The sequence below is a fragment of the Rodentibacter haemolyticus genome (assembly GCF_015356115.1).
GTDB lineage: Bacteria > Pseudomonadota > Gammaproteobacteria > Enterobacterales > Pasteurellaceae > Rodentibacter > Rodentibacter haemolyticus.
In genome coordinates this window covers 752637-774532 of the sequence record NZ_CP063056.1, presented here as the reverse complement: position 1 = coordinate 774532, position 21896 = coordinate 752637, and the positions used below count along the sequence as shown (strand labels likewise).

The 21896-nt window shown below is 41.5% G+C and carries 8 protein-coding genes; 7 read left to right on the top strand and 1 reads right to left on the bottom strand.

Annotated elements, in window-relative coordinates:
• Positions 1 to 233: 233 nt before the first annotated feature.
• A complete protein-coding gene (mnmC, locus tag IHV77_RS03785; protein WP_194812811.1) occupies positions 234 to 2243 on the bottom strand; it encodes a bifunctional tRNA (5-methylaminomethyl-2-thiouridine)(34)-methyltransferase MnmD/FAD-dependent 5-carboxymethylaminomethyl-2-thiouridine(34) oxidoreductase MnmC in 2010 nt (669 codons plus the stop codon).
• Positions 2244 to 2534: 291 nt separating this feature from the next.
• Here mnmC and fabB point away from each other — a divergent pair, with 291 nt between their 5' ends.
• The 7 genes from fabB (at position 2535) to IHV77_RS03750 (ending at position 21896) form a co-directional block, all read left to right on the top strand.
• Positions 2535 to 3755 carry a beta-ketoacyl-ACP synthase I gene (fabB, locus tag IHV77_RS03780; protein WP_194812810.1) on the top strand — a complete coding sequence of 407 codons (1221 nt, stop codon included), beginning with the start codon at positions 2535 to 2537 and terminating at the stop codon, positions 3753 to 3755.
• Between the two features lie 132 nt (positions 3756 to 3887).
• Entirely contained in the window at positions 3888 to 5639 is a 1752-nt protein-coding gene (locus tag IHV77_RS03775; protein ID WP_194812809.1) for a ShlB/FhaC/HecB family hemolysin secretion/activation protein, read from the top strand.
• 41 nt (positions 5640 to 5680) lie between these two features.
• Positions 5681 to 14950 carry a two-partner secretion domain-containing protein gene (locus tag IHV77_RS03770; RefSeq protein ID WP_194812808.1) on the top strand — a complete coding sequence of 3090 codons (9270 nt, stop codon included), beginning with the start codon at positions 5681 to 5683 and terminating at the stop codon, positions 14948 to 14950.
• Positions 14934 to 15200: a hypothetical protein gene (locus IHV77_RS03765; protein ID WP_194812807.1), complete on the top strand. Its 267-nt coding sequence runs from the start codon at positions 14934 to 14936 to the stop codon at positions 15198 to 15200. The genes IHV77_RS03770 and IHV77_RS03765 overlap by 17 nt, the downstream gene beginning before the upstream one ends.
• Positions 15201 to 15458: 258 nt before the next feature.
• Positions 15459 to 19307, top strand: a complete 3849-nt coding sequence (locus IHV77_RS03760; RefSeq protein WP_194812806.1) for a hemagglutinin repeat-containing protein — start codon at positions 15459 to 15461, stop codon at positions 19305 to 19307.
• A gap of 199 nt (positions 19308 to 19506) precedes the next feature.
• Entirely contained in the window at positions 19507 to 19680 is a 174-nt protein-coding gene (locus tag IHV77_RS03755; protein ID WP_228550031.1) for a hypothetical protein, read from the top strand.
• Positions 19681 to 19748: 68 nt separating this feature from the next.
• Positions 19749 to 21896, top strand: coding sequence for a hemagglutinin repeat-containing protein (locus tag IHV77_RS03750; protein WP_194812804.1), 2148 nt, complete (start codon positions 19749 to 19751; stop codon positions 21894 to 21896).

Here is a 21896-nt window from a genome sequence, read left to right as displayed (position 1 = left end):
TTTAAGTAAATGAAAAATGCAACCCTCAGCGGTTGCATTTTTTTTTGATGTAATGAACAAAATGGTTGCAGAGGGGGGGCAAAGCACCGGTATTATTGCAGCAGTTGCGCAAAAGGCTGTTTTTTTATTCAAATGTAGGGTGCGCTAGGCTTGCCATAACGCACCAAACTTGGCTTTAACGGTGCGTTACGCCTTTGGCTTTTGTGCAACCGATACATAATGCTGATTAAATTTCACTTCACTTCTGCGCCTTTCAACCATTTTCTTACCCAAGATCGGTTCGCCGATAAATTTTGCATAATATCTTCCCCTATAGGCAAAGGTTCGCCGTAAATGAGCGAAGCTAATGTCTCACCCAATAATGGAGCCGAGGTTAATCCGCGTGATCCTAATGCGGCACAGAGAAAAAGATTCGGAAAATTGACCGCACTTTCAATCGGTTGTTTTCGGCGGCGAAGGTTAAAAAGATTGCGATAATCCTCGTATTGTCTGTCAAAGTTCGGCACATTGCCGATCATTGGGGCGAGATCACGCACCGAGCAGCGAATACCTATTCGAGCAAGATTGCCGGAAGTATCCACATCTTGTGTCCAAGGTCGGGCGATATTTTGTTGGAGTTTTTGTTGATTTTCGTATTGTTCTTTTTCACTGAAAGTACGATCCGTATTATCACGCAGGTGGCTTGCGCCGATACAATGGGTGGTTTTGGTGTAATCGGTTGGGGTGAGATAACCGTCATAACAAAGTACGGATCGCAGTTTCAGTAAGTTTTCTGATGTCGGAATTTGGCTCACTTGTCCGCGAATAGGGTAGAGCGGCAACTTTTCGGTTTGGCTAAAATCAGTGATTTTATAACCGTTGGCAAGTACAACAACCTCGTGTTGTATGACTTCATTTTTGGAATTAAGGAGCTGCCAGCCTGATTCGGTTTGTGAAAGTGCGGTGATTTTTTGTGAGGTTTTGATTGTTACGCCGCATTTTTTCAATAGTGCAAAAGCATTTTGTACAAATTGACGTGGGGCAAGCCAGCCGCCTTGAGAAATAAATCCACCGCCGCAAGAAAGCGGCAACCCGACTTTTTCACTTAGCTGTGCGGCATTGAGTTTTTCAAATAATTCATTCGGTAAACCTAAACGAGAAATGTTGTCTAATTTAACCGCACTTTTCTCATTGTAAGCACATAATGAGACACCACAAAATTGATGTTCGAACTCAATCTGTTGTTCTTCTGCCCAATCCAGTAATTGTTTACCGTAAGCGAATGCGTGAATGTAAAAACGTATGGTGAGTTCGTTGTAATCACTCAGCTGCGGATAAAATGCACCTTGTTTGTTACCGGAAGCATTGAGTGCCGGTTGCTCATCTTCACAATAAAGGGTGATATTTGCCCCTCGTTTAAGTAAAGAAATTGCCGTACAAAGCGAAGCGATACCGCCACCGACAATGGCGATGTCTTGTTTTTTCATATTGGCGGATTTCGGTAAATACCAAGGTGCAGAAAGTGCGGTCGGTTTTGGCTGCGTTTTTTGTCCGCTCAAACATTCCCGCTTTTTGCCGAATCCTTTTCGTTTTTCCACGCTAAAACCTGCGGAAATCAAGCCTTTTCTTACCGCACTTGCCGCCGTGAAGGTGGCAAATGTGCCTTGGGGGTTGGTGAGGCGTTGCATTTGGCTGTATAGGTTTTCGTTCCACATATCCGGATTTTTACTTGGGGCGAAGCCATCTAAAAACCAGGCATCGATAGATTCATTCATATAATCGCCGAGCTGAGGTAAATTTTCGGCTATATCGCCAAGCCATAAATCAAGCGTGGTTTCATCAAAATGAATGCGATAGCAACCTTGAATAGGCGATTGCCAATAACGTTGTAAATGTCGGCTTAATTCGACAAACTGCGGATAAGTACGATGGGCTTGCTGAAGTGCGGTCAATGGCAGCGGATATTTTTCAAAAGAAATAAAATAAAGACGTTTTAATGGCATATTTGGGTGCTGCTGACGAAATTCACGAAATAATTGGGTGGCGGCAAAGAAATTTAACCCCGTACCAAACCCGGTTTCTGCAATGACAAAATGCTCGCACCGATGGGTAAGCCAACGTTCCCATAATTGATTTCCCTGTAAGAATACATAGTCCGTTTCCGCCAATCCGTCTTGGTTGGAAAAATAAACATCATCAAATTGATCGGAGACTGGTGTATTTTCTTCATTAAAATGAATTTTTGCGGGGTGAATTAGCTGCATTTTTATTCCTTTCTTGCATGGTTGAATTGACTTATAATAACCGAGTTTCTCATTATTATGTCGCAGTGGCACAAATGTAGGGTGCGTTACGCAAAGCTAACGCACCCTACCCAAATAAATGTTGGATGTAAAATTATCTTTGTACAACTGAACCATAATACTGAACTTCTTGGCTTATTGAATTTGTTGGCGGTGGCAACTGGTCAAACAAATGAATTATTGCTTGAAATATTTTTATTTCGTAGTAAGTTTGAGTCGCTATTTTTACATACAAAACAAAAGGAAGAAACAATGAAAAGAGCTGTGATTACAGGCTTTGGTATTATTTCAAGTATCGGTAACAATAAAGAGGAAGTGCTTGCTTCGCTAAAAGCGGGTAAATCCGGCATTGAAGTTGTGCCTGAATTTGTGGAAATGAAAATGCGTAGCCATGTAGCGGGCACCATTAAATTGGATCCAAGCGAACATATTGATCGTAAAGTCTATCGTTTTATGGGTGATGCAGCAGCTTATGCTTATCTTTCTATGCGTGAAGCGATTGAAGATGCCGGTTTAACCGAAGATCAAGTTTCCAACGACCGTACCGGGTTGGTTATTGGTGCCGGCACGGGCTCGGCTCATAACCAATTAGTTGCCTGCGATGCGGTGCGAGGCCCGCGCGGTGTGAAGGCGATTGGGCCTTATGCCGTAACTAAAACGATGGCATCCAGCGTATCCGCTTGTTTGGCGACACCTTATAAAATTCGTGGCGTGAGTTATTCTATTAGCTCCGCTTGCGCTACTTCCGCGCATTGTATCGGTCATGCGCTTGAGTTGATTCAATTAGGCAAACAAGATGTGGTTTTTGCCGGCGGTGCGGAAGAATTATCTTGGGAATGTGCAACCGAATTTGATGCAATGGGTGCGGTTTCAACGAAATATAATGAAACGCCGGAGAAGGCTTCCCGTGCTTATGACGCAAACCGTGACGGTTTCGTGATTGCAGGTGGTGGTGCAGTGGTGGTGGTTGAAGAATTAGAACACGCACTAGCCCGTGGCGCAAAAATCTATGCGGAGATTGTCGGCTATGGAGCGACTTCCGATGGTTACGATATGGTTGCACCAAGCGGTGAAGGCGCAGAGCGTTGTATGAAACAAGCGATGGCAACAGTAGATAGCCCTATTGATTACATCAATGTTCACGGCACTTCAACACCGGTCGGGGATGTAAAAGAACTAGGCGCAATCAAAAACGTATTCGGTTCGAACGTACCGGCGATTTCCTCCACGAAATCAATGACCGGCCACTCATTAGGCGCAGCCGGTGCGCATGAAGCCATCTATACTTTATTAATGCTTCACAATGATTTTATTGCGCCAAGTATCAATATCGAAACCTTAGATGAAGCGGCGGAAGGCTGTAATATCGTAACGCAAACCAAAGAAAATGCAGGTCTGCAAACCGTTATGTCAAACAGCTTCGGCTTTGGCGGCACAAACGCAACTTTAGTGTTTAAACGCTACAATGGTTAATTTGTTATTTGGGGAAGTGCGGTCGATTTTTTCAGAGTTTGAGCGTTTACTCCGTAGTATCTGAAATTTTAACAACTCCTGTACTTCCTCAAAGTATAGGAGTTTATTTTTATTATTGATTGGATTGTTTATATGAGAAAATCAATTTTCTTTATTATTCTTTTTAGTGGTATTTCATCAACGTTATATGCAGAGGAAATTCCACGCCGTGATTTAATTCGTATTGACGCTGCTCAACAACAACGGCAAACGGAACAAATTCAGCAGCAGGCGGAACAATTTCGTCCCGATGCCGATGTCCGAATGGATATTTCACCGATAAAATCGACCGCACTTCCTGATAACGAATCTCCTTGTTACCCTATTTACCAAATTGTCCTTTCCGATTATTCCACTGACACCTCATCAAAACAAAGCCGATTTTCTTGGGCATTAAATCAAGCGGTTAGACAACTGAACGTAAAGTTTCCGCACTGTTTTGGTAGTGAGGGGCTGGGCTTGTTGATGAAACAAGTGCAAAATAATATTATTGAAAAAGGTTATATCACCACTCGAGTGGTTGCAGGAGAGCAGGATTTAACCAAGGGGATTTTTTCTCTCACCGTTATTCCGGGGAGGGTAAGGCATACCATCGTAGCTGATGCGAGTTACATTCCTTGGTTTAGTAAATTAACGGCAAAGACTGCGACGACTTTTGGACAAGGTGATTTACTTAATGTACGGGATATAGAGCAGTCTTTAGAAAATCTCAAGCGAGTACCTACCGCTGATGCCAATATCGAAATATTGCCTGCCGGAAATAGCAATGTCCAAGTAGGTGACAGTGATGTCAAAATTACCTATCAACAACGTTTCCCTTTTCGATTAAATTTAAGTCTTGATGACTCCGGTTCAAAGTCCACCGGAAAATGGCAAGGTTCCGGTGTGCTTTCTTGGGATAATCCTTTTTCCGCCAATGATTTGTTTTACGCTCACTTCACCCACAGTCTAAAACGTCATACGGATGATAAAGGCGGACGAGCCAGTAAAAATTACGGTTTTTATTATGCCGTACCCTTTGGTTATTGGACTCTTTCCGCCTCATTCAATAAAAGCCAATATCATCAAGAAATCTTCGGGGCTTTTAATAACAGTTATATTTATTCCGGTCGGAGTGAATACACTAATATTCATCTTGCTTATTTACTCTATCGTAATGCGGTACGCAAAACGACAGTTTCCGGCGGTTTTTGGTCTCGTCATTCACAAAACTATATTAATAATGCTGAGATCGATGTACAACGTCGGCGTATGGCGGGCTGGCAAGTGAATCTTAATCATATCGAATACATTGATACGGCAACATTAAAATTTTCCGGTGGTTTTAAATGGGGAACCGGAGTTCGTCGTTCGATGGAGGCTCCGGAAGAATATTGGGGGGAGGGGACTTCTCGACCACAAATTATCACGGCATCCGTTGAATTAAATTACCCTTTTCATATCGGTCAGCAGCCTTGGGCGCTAAATACGGCTTGGTCGGCACAATGGAATAAAACCCCATTAATCCAACAGGATCGGTTTAGTATCGGAGGTCGTCATACGGTACGTGGTTTTGACGGCGAACTTACCCTTTCCGGTGATCGTGGTTGGTTATGGCGTAATGAATTGAGTTGGAATATAGCAAACAAAGGGCAATGGGTATATTTGGCACTAGACGGAGGTCGTGTTACGGGGCGTGATGAAGAAATGCGATTAGGACATCATTTAATAGGAGCTGCTCTCGGTATTCGTGGCGGTTGGCGGCATTTTTACTATGATTTTTTTATCAGTCGCCCGCTTAGTAAACCATCGGGGTTTCGTACTTCTAATGCTGTAACCGGTTTTAATATAGGAATTACCTTTTAAGTCATCTAAATTTTGTAGCCTATTCTTTTTAGGGGGTTAATATGAATAAAAAATGCTTTTGTGTCATCTTCAGTAATACATTACAACGTTTAGTGGTGACATCCGAGTTGGCAAAATCAGCGGATAAGTCAAGCTCAGGCGAAAAACACCAAAGTGCGGTTAGTTTTGAAGCTATTTGGGCAACGCTAAAACCGTTATCGTTTAGTTTATTTTGTGCGTTGGGTTTTGTTGTGTTTTCCTCGCAAGCCGTTGCCGATACCTTAATTATTAAAGCCGACCCGAATGCACCGAAAAATCAACAACCGATAGTGCTACAAACTGCAAACGGTTTACCGCAAGTCAATATTCAAACCCCGAATGACAAAGGGCTTTCTCATAATAAATATCAAGATTTCAATGTGGATACCAAAGGGGCGATTTTAAATAACAGTCGTAAAACGACCCTCACACAGCAAGCTGGAATGGTACAAGGCAACCCTTATTTAGTCAGAGGAGAGGCAAAAGTTATCCTAAATGAAGTGACTTCAAATAACCCAAGCCAGTTGAAAGGTTATTTGGAAGTGGCAGGTAAAAAAGCGGAAGTGATTATTGCCAATCCGAACGGTTTGTATTGTGACGGTTGCGGTACGATTAATGCCGCCCGTAGCACAATGACCACGGGTAAACCGCAGATTAAAGACGGTCAAATAGAGAGCTTTAAGATTGAAAGAGGAAAAGTAAAAGTTAATGGAAAGGGATTGGATAACAGCCGTGTGGATTATACGAATATTCTCGCCCGTGAAGCGGAAATTAATGCAGGCTTATGGGCGGGTAAAAAACTCAATGTAGTCACCGGGCAAAATGAGATTAAACAAGCTAGCCTTGAAAATGCCGATAACGATTTACAAATCACCCGAATTTCAAGCGAAAAACTCGCCGAAAATCAACCGCACTTTGCATTAGATGTGAGTGAACTTGGCGGAATGTATGCGGGTAAAATTCATTTAGTTGGCACGGAACAAGGATTAGGTGTACGCAATGCAGGGCATATCGGAGCAAGTGCCGAAACTTTGACTGTTGACTCGCAAGGTAAAATTGTCAATAGCGGTATACTCAATGCTCAACGTCAGATTACGTTAAAGACACCAAAAGAGATTGAAAATAACGGTCGGATTGAAGCTAAAACGCAACATATCGAATTACAATCTAACGCTAATATCAAACAAAACGGTAATGTTATTGCTCAAGCCGGCGGTATTAGTGCTAGTGCCAAAAACACCATTAGCCAACGGGGTGAAACTGTTGCAAAAGGTAAAATCAGTTATAAAGCTAATGATATTAGTGCGGCACAATCCGCATTGATTGCAGCCGGTGTAACGACCACTCAAACGGCGAATGGTGAAACACGCCAATTAGATAGCCAATCAGCACAAGGTGCAAATATTGATATTCAAGCGGAGAATAAAGCGCAACTTGCCAGTCGTCATATGGCAAGCGGTAAACTTAATATCAATGCACAATCGGTTAATTTAGATAATAGCCAAAACCATGCTTATGATATTGTAGTCATTGCCAAATCCGGTGATGTGCAAGCCGATAATAGCCGATTAAGTGCGGTTGAAAATTTAAGGATTTCTACACCAAAAACGCTTTCAACCCAAAACAGTCAGCTTGCTGCAAATCGTATTCAAACATCGCAACAAAATTTACATACCCAAAATGCATTATGGCAACAATTCGGTACGGGCGATTTTAGCTTGAACGCCCGCCATATTCAGAACCAGGGCGGTACCTTTAGCACAGGTGGTGATTTTAATGTAAATGCCGATGATATTGATAACACCTCAGGACGGTTAATTGCCGGTCAAAATCTTACAATAAAGATTTCCGATAAACTCAATTCGGCACAAGGTATGTTGTTTGCGAACAACAATCTTAGTTTACAAGCTAATCAATTAATGAATACCAATGGGCTTATTAAAAGCCTTGGTAATATGTCTCTCAATATCCGAGATATTTCCAATCGGCAAACTAATATAAGTGACAATATACAAAAAGGCATAATTGCCTTAGGTCATCTCGCTGTAAACAGTGCAACAGTGGATAATACGCTCGGTTTTATCGGGAGCAATCGGAATTTGGCGATAAATGCGGACAAGCTATTCAATGATTCAGGCAAAGTGTATGCCGCTCAACAAGCAGAATTACGTTTGAATAATGGATATTATAGTCGTGGTGGTCAATTACAAGCCAGCTCATTATCTATTACAACGCCAATTATTGAACAGCAGCAAGGGAATATTACCGTAAATCATCAGCTCAACATAATAGGCGATAGCTTAGTATCAGCAAATCGTTCTACCATTTCAGCCAATGAAATCAATATGAAGCTGGCAAAATCCTTGACTCAATCCGAGAGTGCTATTTTAGGTAATCACTCGGTTGTTATTGATGTGAAAGGCGGATTGGATAACACCAATTCAACGGTTGCGAGTCGTCATAATGATTTGGTGATTAATACCGATAATGCCACCTTAAACAATGCCAAGGGTACGCTATTTGCTAAGGAAAATCTTCGTCTTAATAGTGGAAATCTGAATAATGATGAGGGAATTGTACAGAGTAAATCAAATGCCACCTTGCGTGTAAACGAGATTAGTAATAAAGATGGCGTAATAATGGCAAATAGTGCTGAGGTTATCAGCGCCGGAATTAATAATGAGAAGGGGATGGTATTTACCCATACCGCACTGAATATCGTCTCAAATGTGTTAAATAATGCCAAAGGTTCAATTATCAGCCTAGGTGAGCTAAATATTAATACGCAAGGAGAGGCATTAAATAATCTTCAAGGACAAATTTTTGCCAATGCGGTTAAATTAAATAGCGGAGCAATTAATAATCAACAAGGTTTGTTGCGAGGAGACAAAACTCTCGTAATCGATACCAACAATCAACAACTTAATAATCAGCAAACGCAAGAAGAACGCCAAGGTATTGTAGGGCTAGGTTCGGTTGTATTAAATAACATTAGTCAGCTTAATAATACCCAAGGCAGAATTGCAACGGCTGAAAACTTGGCAATTAATACCCGAACGCTCACCAATACAAAAGGTATTGTTAATGCACAAGCTCAAACCACAATCCACGCAGATCAAATTGATAACCAAAAAGGATCGATTTGGGGAGCAAATACGCACTTAAATGCTGCAACGATTAATAATCGGAAAGAGGGGCAAAATGGTTCATTGATTGGTGCTAATGATACATTAAATATCACAGCAATACAGCTTAATAACCAACAAACCGTTGCAACAGGCGACAAACCAAACCAAGGGTTACAAGCTAAAAACATTCAACTCAATACTGCTGAGTTAAATAATCGACAAGGTGGTATTTATGCTACGAATACCCTATCTGCCATCATTGAGAATCAGTTTAATAATCAAGCAGGAGAATTTTTAGCAGGACAAACAGCGAAAATTTATTCGCAAGCGAATCAATTAGTTGTCGATAACCTTGCGGGAACGATTGAAGCCGGTCAACAGCTGAATTTAAAAGCCAAAACTTTGCAAAATGAAGGGACGATTAAGACCCAAGGAAATGCTGAAATTGTTCTTACTGACAACTTTACCTTAAATCAGGCTTTCCAAGTGGGAAATAATTTAACTTTCAGTACGCTTGGTGATTTTGTGAATAATGTGAAACAAATTGTTGGCAATCAGGCATCGTTCAGTGCTGCAAATTTAATTAATCATCAAAATGCTGAAATTTCCGCAAATCGGACATTAATTAATACTGGTACTATTACTAATTACGGGTTATTAGACGGCACGGAAAATATTATTAAAACCGGCACGTTAAATAACCTTGGTAGCGGTCGGATTTACGGCGATCATTTAGCTATTCAAGCAGAGAAACTGAATAATCTCAATCAAGGTGAAAAATCGGCAACCATCGCTGCACGCGAACGTTTAGATTTGGGTGTAGGTACATTAATCAATCGTGATCACAGTTTGATTTTCAGTATTGGAGATATTGCTATCGGCGGTCAATTAAATGATCAAAATCAAGCTATCGGTTACGCTAAATTTGTGGATAACGGCAGTGCGACCATTGAAGCCTTGGGGAATGGTGAGGTTAAAACAGAACGGTTATTAAACCACGATCTTCATTTAAAACTGGGAGAACATCATACTGATGAGCATATTATTGAATATGCTCCTTCAAAAAATTCAAAACGTTATGCGTTACTCAATAAAGATGGCGGTGAGGGGCGTTTTGAGCTAAAAAATAATGACAAACATGATTCCAACTCTTATTTTATTTTAAAAGACGGGACGAGAATCGCTTCCCGTTATTGGACAACCTGGGATTACAATCGCCATACGAAAACCAGTACGATTGAACATCGTGATCCGGCTAAAATTCTCATCGGTGGCACGTTATCGCTTTCCGGTTCGGATTTAGAAAATAATGCTTCAACATTATCTGTCGGTAAAGCGTTGTTATTAGGCGATAGTATTTTTACGAAAAACGAAAACAACGGTAATTTAACGGCAGGAGGCATTACCTTAAAAAATATTGATATTCTCGGGGATATTGATGTGACGGATACGGGAAAATGGAATAGCTTTGGAAAAGAACGCAAGCGTTATGGGGTAAGAGGTAAAAAACGTTGGGCGGTTTATGGCAAAGGAAGAGGCGATTTCAGTGAAATACACCCGACAGCGCATTTCACCTTTAATAAAGTGTTAAATGAAATCGGCAATGACGTTATCGGCACAAATACGGAAATTGATAGCAAATCAAATTCAACGAAGGTTGAATTAAAAACCATTGCAACATCAAGCTTATCGGCATCTATTGAGAAAGGAAACATTGTGACTCCGGCAAGTGCGGTCATTTCCGGACAAGTTTCTGCGAGCTACCCTGAAAAATTGGGGGATAATCGTCTGCCGGTGATCAAAACCCATTTGGCAGAAATCACCTTACCGAAAGCCGGTTTGTATCAAATTAATCCTGATGCACCAAATGGCTATTTGGTGGAAACGGACAGCAAATTCACCGATCGCAAAAAATGGCTCAGTTCCGATTATATGTTCAATGCCTTGCGTTATGATCACAACAACGTACAAAAACGCCTTGGTGACGGTTTCTATGAGCAACGTTTAATCAACGAACAAATTAACCGATTAACCGGTCGCCGTTTCTTAGATAATTACAGCTCAGACTTTGAACAGTATAAGGCGTTAATGAATAACGGGGTTTATTATGCCAATAAATTTAATTTAACGCCGGGAGTGGGCTTAACGGCTGCACAAATGGCGGAGTTGACTTCCGATATGGTATGGCTGGTAAATAAAGAAATCACCTTACCGAGCGGTAAAACCTTAACCGTCCTCACACCGCAAGTTTATTTGGTTTCCCGCAATCTTGACGTTACCACGCAAGGTGCTTTAATTTCGGCACGGGAAATCAGTGGGAATATCAAGGGTAACATTACAAACAGCGGTACCATTGCAGGTCGAAATCTGACCGCACTTTCAGCAGAACATTTGAACAATCAGGGGATTGTGCTGGGTAGTAGTGTCAATTTACTTGCCAAACAGAAGTTGGTGAATCTTGGAGGTAAAATTCAAGCCTTGGATTCTGCCGTACTGATGGGAAATCAAGGTGTAGAAATTGCAAGCCAAACCAGCAGTTCAGCCAATTATGATGGCTTTGGCAATCAATTTGCCCATACCAATCTGAATCGCCAAGCGGAAATTGATGTGAAGGGGCAGTTGCAAATTATCAGCCCGAAAGATGTCACACTCAAAGCAGCGAATCTCAATGCAGATGTTATTCACATTCAAGGGGATAAGGTAGATATTGGCACGGTATCGACAAGCAATAAACAGCATTATAACGCCAATTTGGATAACTATTCTCGCTTAGACCAACAGCAAGAAATCGGCTCAAAACTAAATGCCGCTAATCATATTTCCATTTTAAGCCAAAATGCGACCAGGGTTCGCCAAGCCGCTTTACACAGTAATAACGGCACCCTCGCCATCACATCAATTAATGGTGATATACAAATTCAAGAAGGACGTAATAAAGAACAACTTGCGTTTGGCGCCAAAAGTACACACAGCGGCACATTGCAAAAAACAACCGTCACCACAAAACACGACCACAGCTACGATATGGCGGAAGGTTCTGCGATTGATGGAAATCGTATCTTATTGCGTGCCGATAAGGGCAATGTCACTGTACAGGGTTCCTCAGTTGTGGGGGAAAAGGGCTTTACCGCAATAGCACAGAATATCGCTATCCAAGAAGCGGAAAATCGAATGTTTGAACAAGACTTTGAAAAAACGAGCAAATCGGGACTAATGGGCAGCGGAGGCTTTGGTTTTAGTGTTGGAATGCGTAAAGAAAGCGTGGAGAACGACCAAACCAAATACTACGCCCAAAAAAGCCAAGTAGGGAGTTTGAACGGTGATACAACGCTGATAGCAGATAAGCACTACAGCCAAAGTGCCAGCCACGTGACTTCGGTGAAAGGGAATGTCTCTATTCAAGCCGAACAAGTGGATATCGCCGCAGCAAGTGATAAATACGAAACCAACTACAAACGCACGTTTGAGCAGAAAGGGTTGACGATAGCGATTAACACGCCAATCCAAGCAGCGATAAATGCAGTGAAACAAGTAGCGGACTCGGTACAAACCGTAGGTGAAAGCAAAGATAACCGCATTAATGCCATGGCGGCAGCCAATGCAGGTTGGACGGCTTACCGAGCAGGGCAAACCCTTGGGCAGGTAGGGAAATCCCTGGGTGAATTAATGCAAAACGGCACCGTACCGACAGAAGCGGTGAGTGTTTCTATTACTTACAGTGAACAAAAAAGTGAAGAAACCCGCCGTACCGAAGGCAGCACGGCAAATAATAGCCAGGTGAATGCAGGCGGTAAAGTGATGATTCAAGCAAGCGGAGGCGGCAAACAATCGAATATCAATATCATCGGTTCAGATGTGGGTGGTAAACAAGGCACAGCCCTGATTGCCGATAATGACGTGAATCTCACAGCCCAACAGCAAACCCACCAAGAGCGTAGCCGAAATAAATCCAGCGGTTTTAATGCAGGGGTTGCTATTGCAGTGGGCAATGGCGTGTCTTTCGGCATAACCGCAGGGGGGAATTATGGCAGAGGCTATGGCAATGGAGATGACGAAACCTATCGAAACAGCCATATTGGCGACAGTTCAAGTCAAACCCTGATTCAAGCAGGCAATAACGCGACCCTAAAAGGGGCACAAGTACAGGGCAAAGGCGTAAGCTTGAATGCCGAGAACCTTCATATCGAAAGTTTACAGGACAAGATGAAATATCAAGGTAAACAAATGAACGTGAGCGGACAAGTCACTGTCGGTTACGGGTTCTCTGCTTCAGGCAGTTATAACCAATCAAAAATCAACTCGGATTATGCAAGTGTAGTGGAACAATCGGGGATTTATGCCGGAGATGAGGGGTATCAAATTAATGTGGGTAACCACACCAGTCTTAAAGGCGGTTTAATCACCTCAAGCCAACAGGCTGAAGACCAAGGCAAAAACCGCTTCAGTACGGGAACTCTTACCGCCCAAAACATTGAAAACCATGCGAATTATAAAGGCACTGCCTTTGGTGTTTCGGGTTCTGCCAGTATGGGTGGAGGAGAAAGTGCAAAAGAAGTGGGAGGGGCTAAGTTGATGACGTTTGGAAACAATACCCAAGAACAAAGGATTGATACGCAGACAGGTGATGTTACAACCAAAGCGGAAGGACAATTTTCTGTGAGTAAATCGATTGGTTTTGGTTATGACACAGGGAGTCAATCCAGTGTCACTAAGAGTGGTATTAATACTGCCAATATCGAAATCCGTAATGCAAATGCCCAATTAAGTAAAAGCGGTAAAACTGTTGCAGAGACGTTGTCTGCCATTAGGACGGATGTCACCAGTGAAAGTGCGGTCAAAAATTCGGGTGTTTTAGCGAATAATTTTGATAAAGACAGGGTTCAAAAAGAGCTGAATACACAGCTTGCCGTTACTCAAGAGTTTGATAAAAATCGACAGGATATTAAGGATGAATTATATGCTATTGTTGATAGTAAACGGGCTGAAGCAACTAACATTCGAAAACAAAATGGTGGTTATGATACTGGACATTCAATGAAGTTGGATGAGGAAGCTAAGAGCTTAGATGAAAAAGTGCGTTGGTTAGATATGGGATTGGGATTAGCACTTGGCAGTGTTGGGAACTCTAATACGCTTTGGGGAATGTATGCTACAACACAAGCGGACAGAGTTTATCGTTCTGTTACTGCACCGAAAGAAATCTGGTTCCAAAAATGTAATTCTTCTAATGGGGAATGTAACAGGAGAGAAAATAGCCGACAAATCTGGTCGTTGAACGACTTAACAGCGGAAGAACGACAAATATTGAGAGAAAATGGAAATCTCTTAACAATTTCTAATCCGGGGATTTTTAATGACAGAGAGGATGCGTTGAAAAATGCACAGAAGCAAAATACATCAGAAACCAATCAAAAGGGTATTATTACCATAATGAATCCACCCACAGGGGATTATAAAGGTTGGGGGGAATGGAAAATACTGACTTCATTGCCATCCGAATTGATGTATGCGGCTTATGACAAATTGAATGATAAATTTTTATGGGGAGGATTACCGCTGAGTAATTCCCAAAAAGCCAATCAAGATTTATATCTTCAAGCGATGAATCAAGGTTATAAAATAGATACCAGTAACCATAGTCGAGGAGGATTAACTGCAAGCATTTCCTTGCAAGATATGAATATTTGGAAAGGTGTGAAAAATGTTCCAATACGGAAATCTCGTTTTTATGGTACAGCAACAAATGTCCAGGCTTACGCAGAGCAATTACAAAGAAATGGATACAGCTATACAGGAGAAAACAGAAAAATCTATCAAAGTGGTGCTTATTCGGCTGTGCATCAAGCAGATTTTGTCGGCAATAAATGGGGATTGGGTTTACTTGGTAGTAACGAAGCAACAGGTGGAGCTTGCTGGCTTTGTTATTCACATAGCAGTTATTATGTTGAAGTGCCCGAGGCATACTTAAAAAATAAACAAGGGCAATATATTGATTACTCAGGGGATATGGTAAGTAAGGAAAATTCTGTTGGTAATCCTCAATATAAAGAATTTGAAAAAATTTGGGGGAAACCGAAACATAACGGTGACAATTCATCTATACCACAGTTAATAAAACCAGCTAATAATAGTGATAAGGATTTTTATAATGAGAAACCATTTTAACGTTATTTATTTTATTGCTTCTATTTCTTTATTATCAGGATGTTATCCATGTGGTTTTTTAAATTGGAATTGTGATCAGATTTCTAAAACTTTGTGGTATAAAAACTCTGAAAAATGTAGAGCTAGACAGCAAGAAATTGCTAGAAATAAAATAAAGTATACTGAAGAAATAGATATGGATATTTACCATAAATGCTTAAATGATCCTGACTATAAATTTGAGTTAGATACTAACTATTCAAGTAATTAGTTACAAATTTAGGTAAAATTTATGTTACAAAAGAAAATGGAGGTATTATGCTGAAAATGAGTATTGTAGCAATGATATCAATATTATTAACAGGCTGTTTTTTAATTAATCAGGTATATGACAAGCTATATGAAGATTGTTATGTGTCATCGGACTATATTAAAGGACTATCTAATGAGGAATATAAAATGCTAGCTAAAAAATGTGGGTGGAAAATGGAATGAAGTGATTAATAGTATTTTACTGATAATGTAAGTAATGGATAAACTTATTCTTGATATGGTATGGCTGGTGAATAAAGAAATCACCTTACCGAGCGGTAAAACCTTAACCGTCCTCACACCGCAAGTTTATTTGGTTTCCCGCAATCTTGACGTTACCACGCAAGGTGCTTTAATTTCGGCACGGGAAATCAGTGGGAATATCAAGGGTAACATTACAAACAGCGGTACCATTGCAGGTCGAAATCTGACCGCACTTTCAGCAGAACATTTGAACAATCAGGGGATTGTGCTGGGTAGTAGTGTCAATTTACTTGCCAAACAGAAGTTGGTGAATCTTGGAGGTAAAATTCAAGCCTTGGATTCTGCCGTACTGATGGGAAATCAAGGTGTAGAAATTGCAAGCCAAACCAGCAGTTCAGCCAATTATGATGGCTTTGGCAATCAATTTGCCCATACCAATCTGAATCGCCAAGCGGAAATTGATGTGAAGGGGCAGTTGCAAATTATCAGCCCGAAAGATGTCACACTCAAAGCAGCGAATCTCAATGCAGATGTTATTCACATTCAAGGGGATAAGGTAGATATTGGCACGGTATCGACAAGCAATAAACAGCATTATAACGCCAATTTGGATAACTATTCTCGCTTAGACCAACAGCAAGAAATCGGCTCAAAACTAAATGCCGCTAATCATATTTCCATTTTAAGCCAAAATGCGACCAGGGTTCGCCAAGCCGCTTTACACAGTAATAACGGCACCCTCGCCATCACATCAATTAATGGTGATATACAAATTCAAGAAGGACGTAATAAAGAACAACTTGCGTTTGGCGCCAAAAGTACACACAGCGGCACATTGCAAAAAACAACCGTCACCACAAAACACGACCACAGCTACGATATGGCGGAAGGTTCTGCGATTGATGGAAATCGTATCTTATTGCGTGCCGATAAGGGCAATGTCACTGTACAGGGTTCCTCAGTTGTGGGGGAAAAGGGCTTTACCGCAATAGCACAGAATATCGCTATCCAAGAAGCGGAAAATCGAATGTTTGAACAAGACTTTGAAAAAACGAGCAAATCGGGACTAATGGGCAGCGGAGGCTTTGGTTTTAGTGTTGGAATGCGTAAAGAAAGCGTGGAGAACGACCAAACCAAATACTACGCCCAAAAAAGCCAAGTAGGGAGTTTGAACGGTGATACAACGCTGATAGCAGATAAGCACTACAGCCAAAGTGCCAGCCACGTGACTTCGGTGAAAGGGAATGTCTCTATTCAAGCCGAACAAGTGGATATCGCCGCAGCAAGTGATAAATACGAAACCAACTACAAACGCACGTTTGAGCAGAAAGGGTTGACGATAGCGATTAACACGCCAATCCAAGCAGCGATAAATGCAGTGAAACAAGTAGCGGACTCGGTACAAACCGTAGGTGAAAGCAAAGATAACCGCATTAATGCCATGGCGGCAGCCAATGCAGGTTGGACGGCTTACCGAGCAGGGCAAACCCTTGGGCAGGTAGGGAAATCCCTGGGTGAATTAATGCAAAACGGCACCGTACCGACAGAAGCGGTGAGTGTTTCTATTACTTACAGTGAACAAAAAAGTGAAGAAACCCGCCGTACCGAAGGCAGCACGGCAAATAATAGCCAGGTGAATGCAGGCGGTAAAGTGATGATTCAAGCAAGCGGAGGCGGCAAACAATCGAATATCAATATCATCGGTTCAGATGTGGGTGGTAAACAAGGCACAGCCCTGATTGCCGATAATGACGTGAATCTCACAGCCCAACAGCAAACCCACCAAGAGCGTAGCCGAAATAAATCCAGCGGTTTTAATGCAGGGGTTGCTATTGCAGTGGGCAATGGCGTGTCTTTCGGCATAACCGCAGGGGGGAATTATGGCAGAGGCTATGGCAATGGAGATGACGAAACCTATCGAAACAGCCATATTGGCGACAGTTCAAGTCAAACCCTGATTCAAGCAGGCAATAACGCGACCCTAAAAGGGGCACAAGTACAGGGCAAAGGCGTAAGCTTGAATGCCGAGAACCTTCATATCGAAAGTTTACAGGACAAGATGAAATATCAAGGTAAACAAATGAACGTGAGCGGACAAGTCACTGTCGGTTACGGCTTCTCTGCTTCAGGCAGTTATAACCAATCAAAAATCAACTCGGATTATGCAAGTGTAGCGGAACAATCGGGGATTTATGCCGGAGATGAGGGTTATCAAATCAATGTTGAGAATCAAATTAATCTGATTGGAGGTGCAATTCTTTCTAATGCTGAGGCGTCAAAAAATAAACTCTCAGCCAAAATGTTTAGTTTTAAAGAAATCGAAAATCACGCCAATACTAAAGCAAGTGCGGTAGGATTAACGGCAGGATTTTCGATTGGGCGGGATCAAACCTCTGAGGAAGATAAGGAAAATAATCGTATTTATCGTACCCAAAGGGAGAAAAACGGAGAAACTTTTGAACAAGCGAACCCAAATAAAACGAATCGTAGCCCGATTGGATTTGGCTTAGGTGAAAATGATGTACACAGTGCCGATTTTTACGCATTAGCTAAAATTGGATTAACTAATTTATTGGGGAATAGTAAAAAAGCTGAAAATGCGTCAAGTACCACGTTATCGGTTATTAGTGAGGGGCAATTTGATATTAAAGACTCTCAGGGACAAGAAAATATCAAACAAATTACGAAAGGAACAAACGCACAAACCAACAGTTTACAAAAACAAAATTATCAAGATTTACAAAAAGAAGTTGAAACGGATTTGGCGATTAAGAAATCGTTTTACTCAAATGTGGCAGGCTTAACGGATGAAGCTTATCGCACCATGTTTATTGCTGAGCATCGGATGATGGCAGTGGAAACAGATGAAAAAGGTAATCCTGTAAAAGATCATAATCTTGAAAAAGACCTTGATGATGAGGCTCGTAAGGTGGTAGATAAAAAGCTACGGCAAGGTGAAATTACTCAAGCTGAGTATCAACAAGAGTTAGAGAATTATAAATATGATCAATTAGGTAAAGGTCGCAATATTTATCGGCTGAGAGAAGTCTCCGATCAAGAACGACAAAACTTGAAGCAAGTAACGTACACCGATCCTGTAACAGGAAAATCAGAAACGAGAACGGTAGTGGCGTTTAATGGAATTTTTAATGATGAAAATGCCGCGGCAAAATTTGCTTCCCAAAATTATGTGGCTAAGAAAGGAGAAAGCGGAAATATAGACACAAGAATCTATAAAGATATGTATTTTGTCCATCATCCTAAAGCTTCTAATCCTATTTCCGAATTACTGGTTGCCGGTTATGAAAAAATGTTTGAAACCTCTTTTGGTAATTTGTTAGGTATGGATAACTCCAGCTTACAGGTGAAGGGATTGATGGAAAATTATGGCAAAAATAATCTTTTTATCGGTGCGCATAGTCGAGGCACCTTGACGGTTGCTAACGCATTAAATGCCTTAGATACCAAAGAAAATCAGGAAAAGAAAATACTTTCCGGCACATTAGTCAAAATGGTGGGACCCGCTGCAGATGTAACGCGTTCTGATAATAGATTAAGCCGATTACAAACCGGAGAATCAAGAAATGAATCCAATAAGGAAGGTTCTATTCGTATTGAAAATCATGAATCAGATCCGGTGGGAAGTATGCCTTTATTGCTTGGCGGAAATCCGGCAACGATGAAGGATAACGAACATAATCATTGGCTAGGTAAAAAGCTCCTAGATATGTTTGGTGATGATTCATCGGTACACAATTGTCATGGATTAGGGCAAAAGCAATGTGTAACAGATGGTTATCGTAAAGAAGGGGATTTAATAATGAATAAAGAACAACGTATTTATGAGTTAAATAAAAAATAGGAGAATTAAAAATGATAAAAAAATGTTGCTTAACACTTTCTACAGTATTGCTATTAGGGTGCTCTTTTGGCGGCTTTAAGCCCCCCCCCCTTATTATAAGTGGAGACTTCATAATTCGATAGAATTATATCCACCGCTAAAAGAGGGGAGTTTTTTTGAATTATTAACTCGCCGTGAAAATGATATGCGAGCTTGCGGTATGGATCCTGTCGTGGGGGAAAGTGATTACCCAGAAGTGAATTTGTGCTTAGAGAAAAAAGGTTGGTATTTAGAAAGTGGTCCTGTTTGTGAAGAAAGAACAATGTGGAACAGACCTTTATGTATTGAGTGGCGAGCCAAGCATAGCAAACCGGATGCTAAGCCTTGGGGGTAAATGTAGTAAAACAAGTAACAGATTCTACCCAAAAGGTGGCGGGAGGCAAGGACAACCGCATTAATGCTATGGCAGCAGCCAATGCAGGTTGGACGGCTTACCGAGCAGGGCAAACCCTTGGGCAGGTAGGGAAATCCCTGGGTGAATTAATGCAAAACGGCACCGTACCGACAGAAGCGGTGAGTGTTTCTATTACTTACAGTGAACAAAAAAGTGAAGAAACCCGCCGTACCGAAGGCAGCACGGCAAATAATAGCCAAGTGAATGCAGGCGGTAAAGTGATGATTCAAGCAAGCGGAGGCGGCAAACAATCGAATATCAATATCATCGGTTCAGATGTGGGTGGTAAACAAGGCACAGCCCTGATTGCCGATAATGACGTGAATTTGACCGCCCAACAGCAAACCCACAAAGAGCGTAGCCGAAATAAATCCAGTGGTTTTAATGCAGGGGTTGCTATTGCAGTGGGCAATGGCGTGTCTTTCGGCATAACCGCAGGGGGGAATTATGGCAGAGGCTATGGCAATGGAGATGACGAAACCTATCGAAACAGCCATATTGGCGACAGTTCAAGTCAAACCCTGATTCAAGCAGGCAATAACGCGACCCTAAAAGGGGCACAAGTGCAGGGCAAAGGTGTGGTCTTAAATGCCGAAAACCTTCATATCGAAAGTTTACAGGACAAGATGAAATATCAAGGTAAACAAATGAACGTGAGCGGACAAGTCACCGTAGGTTATGGTTTCTCCGCTTCAGGCAGCTACAGCCAATCCAATATTAAATCGGATTATGCAAGCGTAGTGGAACAATCGGGGATTTATGCCGGTGATGAGGGTTATCAAATCAATGTTGGGAATCACACCAGTCTCAAAGGCGGTTTAATCACCTCAAGCCAACAGGCTGAAGACCAAGGCAAAAACCGCTTCAGTACGGGAACTCTTACCGCTCAAAACGTTGAAAACCATGCGAATTATAAAGGTACTTCCTTTGGTGTTTCGGGTTCGACAAGTATGGGAGGCGGTGAAGCTGCAAAAGAAGTCGGCGGGGCTAAGTTGATGGCGTTTGGTTCAAATACTCTTGAAACCGGCAAAGATGAAAATGGCAACCCGACCAAAATATTAAAAGGCGATTTTAATGGCAGACTTTCAGCCGGTATGGGTTATGACAAAGCGTCTCAATCGAGTATCACGCACAGCGGAATTAATACGAAAAACATCGAAATTAGGGATAAAACAGCTCAACTTGAAAAGACGGGTAAAACCGTAGATGAAACTTTGTCTGAAATAAAAACGGCGGTAACGACCGAAACCGCTCAGGCGAATTCAGGCAAGTTGGACAATCAATTTGATAAAGACAAGGTATTAAAAGAGCTAAACGTTCAAGTGAAAGTGACGAAAGACTTTAGAGAAAATGCTTTCAGCACAATCAATGCCTATGTAGAACCAAAACAAGCGGAATTACGAGCCAAAATTAAAGAAGCCAAAACGGAGGAAGAAAAGACCGCACTTTATGATGAAATTTATAAACGGCAATATCAAAAACGATTGCTTGAAACGGTAGTTGGAATGGCGAGCGGAACACCTGAAATCGCCATCACCCAAGGCACGTTACAACTTGCTGCTACCAAAATGCGAGAGGAAACGCTGAAAAATTCACGGCTATTTAAGGGAATTAAAGATGCGAAAACAGGACAACAAGTGTTACGCAATGATTCCTATGATAGTGGGTATTTTGATGGTGTGAAACTGGGTGGTGTGAGGATTGATGTGAAGGCGATTTGTGATTCTTCCGTTGGTCGTTGTGTAGATAATGCCGATGGATCAAAGACATTTTATGGAAATAAAAATTACACATTATTTGATGCGATTGACCCGACTATAAATAAAAATGAAGGAGTTAATAAATTATATGGACCAACAGGTGGTTTCCAATCTATTGAAGGAGGATGGTATTTAGGGGACATCGTGATTCCTTATAAACCAGGTGATTTATCTGATAAAGTGATTGAATCTTTTGCAGGAAATCATGATTTTAAAGGAGGGCAAATATGGGGATTTTATGACAAGGATGGAAATACTGCAGAAAAAGACCCTATCACACAAGTTCGTGCGGATATTACAACTGTTGTGGCAATTCCTGTATCAGCTCCATTTGCCTTATCTGATTTAATGTCATCCGACATGGTAGAAGTTCTGATGAAAATAGGGGGGCAATAA